Source organism: Candidatus Avelusimicrobium alvi (assembly GCF_958451995.1).
GTDB classification, from domain to species: Bacteria; Elusimicrobiota; Elusimicrobia; order Elusimicrobiales; family Elusimicrobiaceae; genus Avelusimicrobium; species Avelusimicrobium alvi.
Genome location: NZ_CAUDSG010000022.1, coordinates 18,518 through 27,913 on the forward strand (window position 1 = coordinate 18,518; position 9,396 = coordinate 27,913).

The 9,396-nt window shown below is 54.4% G+C and carries 10 protein-coding genes; all 10 read left to right on the forward strand.

What is annotated here, in order from left to right:
* Window positions 1-90 precede the first annotated feature (90 nt).
* Genes nadE through ACQY36_RS05375 form a run of 10 tightly spaced genes read left to right on the forward strand, consistent with a single transcriptional unit; the run spans window position 91 to window position 9,260 of the window.
* A complete protein-coding gene (gene nadE / locus ACQY36_RS05330) occupies window positions 91-1,593 on the forward strand; it encodes an NAD(+) synthase (RefSeq protein WP_428071208.1) in 1,503 nt (500 codons plus the stop codon).
* Window positions 1,593-2,606, forward strand: a complete 1,014-nt coding sequence (locus tag ACQY36_RS05335; RefSeq protein ID WP_428078185.1) for a S8 family serine peptidase — start codon at window positions 1,593-1,595, stop codon at window positions 2,604-2,606. The genes nadE and ACQY36_RS05335 overlap by 1 nt, the downstream gene beginning before the upstream one ends.
* A complete protein-coding gene (locus ACQY36_RS05340; RefSeq protein WP_428078187.1) occupies window positions 2,593-3,954 on the forward strand; it encodes an MATE family efflux transporter in 1,362 nt (453 codons plus the stop codon). The genes ACQY36_RS05335 and ACQY36_RS05340 overlap by 14 nt, the downstream gene beginning before the upstream one ends.
* Window positions 3,955-3,996: 42 nt before the next feature.
* Window positions 3,997-4,491 carry a YceD family protein gene (locus tag ACQY36_RS05345; RefSeq protein ID WP_428056699.1) on the forward strand — a complete coding sequence of 165 codons (495 nt, stop codon included), beginning with the start codon at window positions 3,997-3,999 and terminating at the stop codon, window positions 4,489-4,491.
* Between the two features lie 45 nt (window positions 4,492-4,536).
* Window positions 4,537-4,743: a 50S ribosomal protein L32 gene (gene rpmF / locus ACQY36_RS05350; protein ID WP_428056698.1), complete on the forward strand. Its 207-nt coding sequence runs from the start codon at window positions 4,537-4,539 to the stop codon at window positions 4,741-4,743.
* Between the two features lie 9 nt (window positions 4,744-4,752).
* A complete protein-coding gene (gene plsX / locus ACQY36_RS05355) occupies window positions 4,753-5,796 on the forward strand; it encodes a phosphate acyltransferase PlsX (protein WP_428056697.1) in 1,044 nt (347 codons plus the stop codon).
* Complete coding sequence (gene fabG / locus ACQY36_RS05360; protein ID WP_428071201.1) at window positions 5,796-6,539, forward strand: 3-oxoacyl-[acyl-carrier-protein] reductase; 744 nt, start codon at window positions 5,796-5,798, stop codon at window positions 6,537-6,539. The genes plsX and fabG overlap by 1 nt, the downstream gene beginning before the upstream one ends.
* Window positions 6,540-6,591: 52 nt before the next feature.
* Complete coding sequence (gene acpP, locus ACQY36_RS05365) at window positions 6,592-6,837, forward strand: acyl carrier protein (protein ID WP_428056695.1); 246 nt, start codon at window positions 6,592-6,594, stop codon at window positions 6,835-6,837.
* Between the two features lie 2 nt (window positions 6,838-6,839).
* Window positions 6,840-7,505 (forward strand): ribonuclease III, encoded by a 666-nt coding sequence (rnc, locus tag ACQY36_RS05370; RefSeq protein WP_428056694.1) that lies wholly within the window; start codon window positions 6,840-6,842, stop codon window positions 7,503-7,505.
* A 15-nt stretch (window positions 7,506-7,520) separates the two neighbouring features.
* On the forward strand, window positions 7,521-9,260 hold the full coding sequence (locus tag ACQY36_RS05375; RefSeq protein ID WP_428071197.1) for an ankyrin repeat domain-containing protein: 1,740 nt from the start codon (window positions 7,521-7,523) through the stop codon (window positions 9,258-9,260).
* Window positions 9,261-9,396: the final 136 nt, after the last annotated feature.

Genomic DNA, 9,396 nt, shown 5'->3' on the forward strand with positions numbered 1-9,396 from the left:
TTCAATGTTTTTTATTGTAGCAATTTTAACCCGTTTTTTTCACGCAAAAAGCAGATTAGAAAGTGGTAAAATAATAATAAGAGGTGATTTATGAAAATAAACCTGGCTTCTTTTAACCCCTTGGCGGCGGATACCGCCGGCAATACCGCGCGCGTGCTGGAACTCCTGCGCGCCCCGGCCCCCAAGGCGGATTTGCTGGTGCTGCCGGAGGCCGCGCTGTGCGGCTGCCCGCTGTATGATTTGTTTGACGACAAACGTTTGCTGGCGCAGAACCAGTCGGCCTTAAAAGAAATTGCAAAAGAGACGAAAGAAACCGCCGTCGTGCTGGGCTATATGGACCGCCTGCAGGGCCAGTCCGCCACCGCGGCCGCGTTTATATATAAAGGAAAAATCACCAAAATTTTTGACACCGAAACGGTGGACTTTAAAGGCCAAAAACTCCAAATTGTTTTGGACGCGCCGGAAAACGCCCAGGCGGACCCGGATGCGGACGCCGTGCTTTTTGCGGTGGCGCGGCCTTATTTAAAGGGGAATGTTTCTCCGCGCTTGGACGCGCTTAAAAAGTTTGCCAAAAAATACGCCGCGCCTTCCCTGTTATGCAACCTGCTGGGCGGCGGGGACGGAATGATTTTTGACGGCCTCTTGGCCGCCGCCGACAAAAAAGGCGCGCTGGTACTGCTCGGCGAGCTTTTCCGCGAGCAGGTGCTTACCTTTGATTTAACCGCCAAATACGAATCCGTGTCGTATAAAGTGCCGGTGCAGGGCGAATTGTTTGACGCGCTGGCTTTCGGCCTGCGCGATTACGTGCACAAAAGCGGGATGGATAAAGTGATGTTCGGCGTAAGCGGCGGGATTGACTCGGCCTTTACGGCCGCTTTGGCGGCGAAAGCGCTGGGCGGGGAAAGCGTGTACTGCGTATCCCTTCCGTCGTACTGCACCAGCGATTTAAGCAAAACGCTGGCCGGGCAGCTGGCCCGCGCGCTGGGCGTGAATCTGGAAGAAGTGGGCGTCATGCCCGTGCTGGGGGCGGTGAAAGAAGCCGTGGCCCACATTGTTTCGCACCCGAAAGACGCGACGGAGCAGGAGCTCCAGTCCCGCCTGCGCACGACTATTTTGGGCGCACTGGCGGGCGAATACAACGCCATGTTGATTTCCACCGACGACAAAAGCGAATGCGCCGTGGGTTCCTTTGTGCTGTACGGGGACGCGGGCGGCTGTTTGCAGCCCATCGGGGATTTGTACAAAAGCGAAATTTACGAATTGGCCGAGTATTTAAACCGCGGCGGCGAAATTATCCCGCGCGGCATTATTGAGCGCGCGCCTACCTCGGAGCTCAGCCCCAACCAAAAAGACGAAGACCAGCTCCCGCCTTATTCCGTGCTGGATAAAATGCTCCGCGCTTATTTGGAAGACGGCCTGACGGCGGAAGAAATCGCTAAAAAGTTCCGCGTCAAAGCCGCGGTGGCCGCGGACGTGCTGACGCGCGTAAACCAGGCCGATTTAAAACGCCGCCAGACGGCGCCCGCGCTTCAGGTCAGCGCGCATCCGTTTGCGTCGGTCCTGCGGCCGATTATCAAAAAAGTTAATTTATAATGAAACACTTTTTCCCGCTGATGGCGCTTTTTCTGCTGTCCGCCCCGGTTCTGCGGGCGGACACGGTGCTGTTGGGGCCGACGAATCTGCGCATCAGCGAGACGGGCGAATTTTCGTGGGTGGACCAAACCCCCGCGCCCGAAGCGTTTGACAACTTTTGGGCCTACCGCTATTATCCGGCTGATAAAAAGCTGACCGGAAAAGGCGTAAAAGTGGCGGTGGCGGACAGCGGCATAACGTCCCATCCCGAATTTAACGGCAAACACATCATGGGGCAGGATTTTACCATGTCGGGGGGACTGAGCGATTTAAAAAACCACGGCACGGGCGTGGCCGGCATTATCGGCGCGCGCGGCGTGCGCTTTATCGGGATTGCGCCGGAAGCGTCCATCGTGGTGTATAAGATTGACGACGGCAGCCGCTTAATCGGCCCGCAGGCGGCCGCGGCAGCGGTCAACGCGCTTTTAAAATATAATGAAGAACACCCCGACGATAAAATAGCCGTTTTGAATTTAAGCTACGGCGTGTCCGGCGGCGGTTTTGCGGCGCTTACAAACGCCATCAACCGCGCGCACGACTCGGGCGTGACGATTGTGTCTCCCGCCGGCAATTACGGTTTCCCGGGCGTATTTTATCCGGGCACCTTGTCCACCGTTATTGCCGTAGGGGCGCTTGCTTCGGACGGCGCGTCCGTTTACCCGCAGTCTTCGTACGGGCCGGAAGTGGAGTTTATCGCCCCTGGCGACCGCGTTTATACGGCGGCTTCGGACGGCGGCTATACGCTGATGAGCGGCACGTCGGCCGCGGCGGGCTTTGTCAGCGCGGCGGCCGCGCTTGCGGTGGAAGGATTTAAAAAGAAAAACGGCCGTTACCCGACGGTGGATGAAGTGAAAACCGCGTTGAAGGCCGCGGCCGTAAAAGTGCCGGGCGTGCCCGATATCGCCCAGGGCAGTGGAATGATTGATGTGAGGAAGCTGGAAAAACAGTTTGCAGCCGAGAATGAAAAAAAGTAATACCGCTAAAAAACCCCGCCGGATTGTCCGCAAGAAATTATTTAATCTTACCAGTCCTATTTTTGTTGAAACGCTGCTGATTATGCTCACCGGCGCGACCGACGTGTTTATGCTTAGCCGGTATTCGGACGCAACTGTCGCCGCCGGCGGCGTGGTGAACCAGCTGCTCAACCTGGTGTTTATTTTGTACGGCATTACCACGCTGGGCACTTCGGTGCTGTGCTCGCAGTATTTGGGCGCGCGGCAGGGGAAAAACGTGGCGCAGGTAATCGGCGTATCGCTGCTGGTGAACCTGGTGATGGGGGTGTTTGTCAGCGCGGGGCTGTACTTTTTTGCGCCGCAGTCTCTGCGGCTGATGGGGCTGGATGAGAATTTAATCGGCTACGGCGTGTCGTATATGACGCTGGTGGGCGGGTTTTCTTTTTTGCAGGCCATCGCCATGACGCTTTCCGCCATTTTAAGAAGCCACAACAAAGCCTATTACCCGATGTTCGTTACGCTTCTTATCAACATTATTAACGTCATCGGCAACTATTTCCTGATTTTTGGAAACGGCGGCGCGCCGCGCCTGGGTATTACCGGCGCGGGGATTTCCACGGCCGTCAGCCGTCTGGTGGCAGTAGTTCTGCTGACGTATATTCTGTTTAAAAAAGTGGCCCCTGTGCCGCCGCTTAAATACTTTAAACCTTTCCCGTGGGACAAAATTAAAAACCTGATGATTATCGGCCTGCCAGCGGCGGGGGAGCAGGTGTCGTACAATTTTTCGCAGGTGGTGATTACGTATTTTTCCGTGATGCTGGGCACCGCCGCGCTGACCGCGCGCACCTATGCGATGAGCATTGTGATGTTTTCGTACGTGTTTTCCGTCGCCATCGGGCAGGGGGCGGCGATATCCATCGGGCACTTAATCGGCGAGGACCGCGACAATGCGGCCTTCTCGGTAGAAAAATACTCCATTAAACTCGCAATGATTGTTACCGTCTGCATTTCGGTGCTGACTGCTCTCGTGGGCACCAACATTTTTAAACTGCTTTCCACCAACCCGGAGATCATCGCGATGGGCGCGTCCATCCTTTATATTGACGTACTGCTGGAAATCGGCCGCGCGGTAAACATTACGTCGGTCAATTCCCTTAACGCGGCGGGGGACGTGATGTATCCGTTTATTACCGGGATTATCGTGATGTGGGGCGTGGCTACGCTTTTGGCCTATGTGCTGGGCATTTGGTGGGGGTGGGGGCTTAACGGCATTTGGCTGGCCATGGCGCTGGATGAAAACATCCGCGCTGTGGTGTTTGAACGCCGCTGGAAAAGCCGCAAATGGGAGAGCAAGGGCTTTACGCGTTAGCGTATCGGGCGCAAAGCTTGTTTATGTGCTAAAATATATAATATGAGTGAAAATTCGTTTTACAGAGATTACGACGTTCCGCAGGACCTGCAGTTTAAGACGGCTGACATCCTTCGTATGGGCGGGCTGGACTGCACCGCGCAGCTGAGCCCCAAATACTTTGAGGACGTATTCGCCGCACCCAATAAAATCACCCAAGTCAGCGTGAAGCTTTCGTTCTCCGTCGCCACGAACGAGATTCTGGCGCGCGGCGTTATTTCGGGCGAACGCGAAGTGCAGTGCGCCCGCTGCCTTCAAACCGCCAGGCAGAATTTTGCCGAAGAGTTTTTGGAAACATATAGCAACAAGTCGGAAATAATTGATATAATGTTACTTGTAAGGCAAACGCTGGCTTTGACTGAAGAAATCCGTTTTCTTTGCAAGCCCGACTGCAAGGGCTTGTGCCCCCAGTGCGGGAAGGATTTAAACGCCGCCCCGTGCGGATGCAAGCCGGTAAATTTGTCTCCTTTCGCCGAGCTGAAAGGAAAATTTAAGTAAGAATTCATTTGAATTTTACTAGAGTAAAGAACAGGAGTTAGACCAATGCCCAATCCAAAGAAAAAACACACTCGTTCCCGCCGGGACATGAGAAGATCCAACAATTCCGGAGTAGAATTGCCGCAGCTCGTGGCCTGCCCGAATTGCAAATCTCCCAGACTGCCGCACAACGTCTGCCCGACCTGCGGTTTTTATAAAGACAGAGTGGTCGTGGCCCAGAAAACCAAAGCCGAAGAGCCCGAAGCCAAATAACGGTTCGTTATGAAAATAGCCCTGGACGCATTAGGCGGAGACTACGGCGCAAAGCCCAACGTGTTGGGTGCTTTGAAAGCCGCCAAGAACCTGAATATAGAGGTGATCTTGGTGGGGGACGAAGCTGTGCTGCGCCGGGAGCTCAGGGCGCTCGGCCGCGCGGACGTGCCTAAGAATATTTCCATCGTCCACGCTCCCGACACCATTGATATGGGCGCGGAACCCGCCAAAGAATGCCGCAGTAAGAAAGACGCCAGCATCGTCGTATGCGCCAACCTGGTCCGCAGAGGCCAGGCCGACGCGTTCGTTTCCGCCGGCCATTCCGGCGCGGCTATGGTGGCGGCGCTGTTCGGGATGGGACGCATTAAAGGCGTCCAGCGCCCGGCCATCGCCACGCCCATGCCCACCTACAAAGGCGTAAGCCTGTTGCTGGACGGCGGCGCCAACGCCGACTGCAAACCGATTCACCTGCTGCAGTTTGCGGTGATGGGTTCGGCGTATATGCAAAAAGTGTTTGACATTCCGGCTCCGTCTGTGGGCGTACTGTCCATCGGCGAAGAAGAAACGAAAGGCAACTTTTTGGTCAAACACACCATTCCGCATATGCGCGAAATCGGCGTAAACTTTAAAGGCACCGTGGAAGGCCGCGACGTCAACACCGGCGACACGGACGTGATCGTTTGCGACGGATTTGTGGGAAACATCGTGCTGAAGATGGCCGAAGGCCTCGCCAAAACGATGATGAATATGATTAAGCGCGAAGTTAAAAAACGCCCGCTGGCGCTTTTGGGCGCGCTGCTTTCCAAAGGGGCCTTTAAGGCCGTGAAGGACCATACCAACCCGGACTGCTACGGCGGCGCTCCCCTGGTGGGGGTGAACGGGGTGGCGATTATTTCCCACGGCAAATCCAACGATTTCGCCATCTACAACGCCCTTAAAACGGCGGCGCGGCTGGTGGAAAAAGATTTTATCGGCGATATTGCCGCCAAAATGGCCGCTTTAAAGCCCACTTTTGACGCGATTGAAAAAGAAATCCAGCAGGAGGACGCCTAATGGCCGACTTTAAAGGCAAGAACGTCATGATTACCGGCGCGACGCGCGGCATCGGCCTTGCGATTGCCGAAGCGTTTGCCGCCGCGGGGGCCAACCTGGCCGTCTGCGGCACGAACGAAGAAGCCCTTGCCCAGGCCGCCAAAACGCTGGAAACGCACGGCGTAAAAGTGTTTACGCAAAAAGTGAACGTTTCTCTGGCGGCGGACTGCGATTCTTTTGTGGAAAACGCGGTAAAAACGCTGGGCTCGCTGGACGTGCTCGTCAACAATGCGGGCATTACCAAAGACAACCTGACCGTGCGCATGAGCGAGCAGGATTGGGACGACGTCATCGCCGTCAATTTGAAAGGGACGTTTTTAATGTCCAAAGCCGCTTTGAAAGTGATGTTTAAGAAAAGAAGCGGCAACATCGTCAACATTTCTTCCGTCGTGGGGGAAATGGGCAACGCCGGCCAGGCCAATTATGTGGCCAGCAAGGCGGGCATCATCGGGCTGACCAAAACGTTCGCGAAGGAATTCGGTTCCCGCGGCGTGCGCGTCAACGCGGTGGCCCCCGGGTTCGTGCAGACCGCTATGACGGACGCCCTCCCGGAAGACGTAAAGGCAAAGGCGTTGGAAGCCGTGCCGCTTAAAAGATTTGCTAAGACGCAGGATATCGCCAAGGCAGTAATGTTCTTGGCCAGCGAAGATGCTTCGTACATCACGGGGCATATCCTCGCCGTCAATGGCGGGCTTTATATTTAATTTACAAAATACGTAAACAAGGGGAAGCCCCTTTAATTATCGGAGGACTAAAATGTCTGTAGAAAACGTGCAAGAAAGAGTGAAAAATATCATCGTGGAACAGTTGGGCGTAGAAGCCGATCAGGTGAAACCGGAAGCTCAGTTCGTCAATGATTTGGGCGCCGATTCCTTGGATACGGTGGAACTTATCATGGCTCTGGAAGAAGAATTCGACATCGAAATCCCGGATGAAAAAGCCGAAAAAATCAAAACCGTCGGCGAAGCCGTTGATTATATTGAACAGAACGCCAAAAAATAAACGTGTACACGGATATAGAGCATATCATTGGATATAGCTTTAAAGATAAGGCCGTTTTAAAGGAAGCACTCACTCATAAGTCTTTTGCCGGGGAACACAGAAGCGCCAAACATAACGAGCGCCTGGAATTCCTGGGGGACAGTATATTAGGAGCCATTGTTGCGGATTACATCTACAACCAATGCCCTCATGTAGAAGAGGGAGTGCTTTCTAAAATTAAGTCTAACTTAGTTTCAAGACGCAACCTGTATCTTTGGGGCAAACAGCTGGAGCTGGGCCGGTATATGAGCCTGGGTCACGGCGAGCTGGCCACCGGCGGAAGAGAGCGCGACAGTATTATCTCCAACGCGGTGGAAGCCGTCATCGGCGCCGTTTATATTGACGGCGGCTATGCGGCCGCGGAAGCGGTGATTCTGCCGTGGGTTAAAACCCAGAAGCTCGCGCAGGACGCGCAGGATTTTAAGAGCCTTCTGCAGGAATACCTGCAAAAGCGCGGGCAGCATACTCCGTCGTACGAGGTTATCCAAACCGTCGGCCCGGAGCACGACAAGACGTTTACCGTACGCGTCAGCCTGGACGGAAAAGAGCTGGGCACCGGCAAAGGCCGCAATAAAAAACTGGCCGAGCAGGCCGCCGCGCAAGCCGCTTTTGAGCGGATGAAAAAATAACAGAAGAGGACGATTATGCTTCCGAAAAAGAAGAACTCCACCAGAATTACCGTTCCGTCGGAGAAAAAGCTTCCGGAAGCGTTTTCTGTCCTGACGAAGAAGCCGCTTGTCACCCTGGCCGTAGTGGCCGCGGTGCCGGTGCTGGTGATGCTTGCTTTTACTTTTAAAAGCGGGTATACGCCGGGCGCAAAAGGCGGTAAGTTTGACAAAATCGTCGTCGTAAAAACTCCCACCGAAATCGCGGACGAAGCCACCGCCGCCCTTCAAAAAAACGATATCCAGACTTTTTTGGATGTCTTAAATAATCAGGCGCGAAACGATGTAAACATCGTCAACAGTAAAGGCGACCCGCTGATTGTGGCCGCCGCCACATTGGGCAACCTGGAAGCCGTACAGCAGCTGATTCTCTCGGGCGCGGACGTCAATAAAGTCAACGCGTTTAACCGCGACACCGCCTTGTTAAGAAGCCTCTACGGCGACCATCCGGAAATCACCCGCCTGCTGGTCTATTCGGGGGCGGATATCAACGCCACCAACAATTATAACCATTCGCCGATGTTCCTCGCGCTTGAAAAGCAGAAAGCCGAATTTATTGACTTGTTCCTTTCCAGCGGCGTGCGCGAAGGTTTAAGCGCCGATTATCTGTTCCGCGCGTCGGCCAAAAAGAATCCGATGGGCGTGCTGGCCATGCTCAAAGGCGGAGTGGACCCGAACGTTAAAAATGAAAAAGGCAACACGCCGCTGATTATTTCGGCCTCGTTGGGGGACATTCCGAGCGTACAGTCTTTAATGGCGTACCGCGCGGACGTCAACGCCGCCAATAACGACGGCAACACCGCGCTTATTTACGCCGCCCGCTACAATCACCCTAAAGTTATTTCCGAACTGTTAAAACCGCAGACGATGCAGGCCCCGCTGGACGTAAATATGCAGAACAATTTGGGCCAGACGGCTTTGTACTGGGGCGCCGCCAAAGGGTATGAAGAAGTGGTGCGCCGCCTGCTGGCCGCCGACGCGGACCCGACAATTGCCGCCAAAGACGGCCTGGTCCCGTACCGCATTGCGGAAAAAAACAAACGCGGTCAGATTCTCCAATGGTTTAATAAGGATCCCATTGAAGTCAAAAACAGCGTGATTGAACAGGATAACGCCGCGCTGATTGCCCAGGCCAAAGCCGAGGGACGCGAACTTCCGGCGATGAGCGGACAGAAAGCCAAACCCGTAACGGAAGACGATATTTTTACCGCCGCCGCCAACGGAAACGAGGAGCTGGCCAAGAAGGTGCTGGCGTCTAACAAAGCGGCCGTATTTAAAAAGAATAAAGCCGGCGAAACGCCGCTTTTGGTGGCCGTGGAAAACGGACAGATTGCGATGGTGGATTTGCTGTGGGATAATGCCGCCCGCCTGTTTGAAGCCGCGCCCAACAAAGGAAACGTGTTCCATATTGCGGTGGAAAATCAGGATATGGAGATGCTCAAACATCTGGTAACGCTGGCGCGCCAAGAAGGGCGTTTGGCGATGATGTTGGAATATAAAGCCCAAAAGCCGGGCGTCAGCCTTACGTTAAGCACGCCTATCGGGTTTGCGGCGCAGGCTTGCAATAAAGAAATCTACGATTATTTAATTTCCATTGGCGCCAAGCCGGGTACGATTACAACCAAACCCAACGCGCTGGGCTACCAGACTCCGGCCGACGTGATGCAGCAATGTAAAACAAAGCCCGCGCAGGCGAAGAAGCTGACGCCTAAGCGTTAAACGCGCGGCCGCTGACGGCTTATTTTAAAACGCTACAGACTCCCGGTCCACCAGGCCGGGAGTTTTACGTTGCTTGGCAAGATTGTTTAAACGGTGTGGCTCAATTAGTCGGATGACTCCGTTAGGGAAAGGGAGG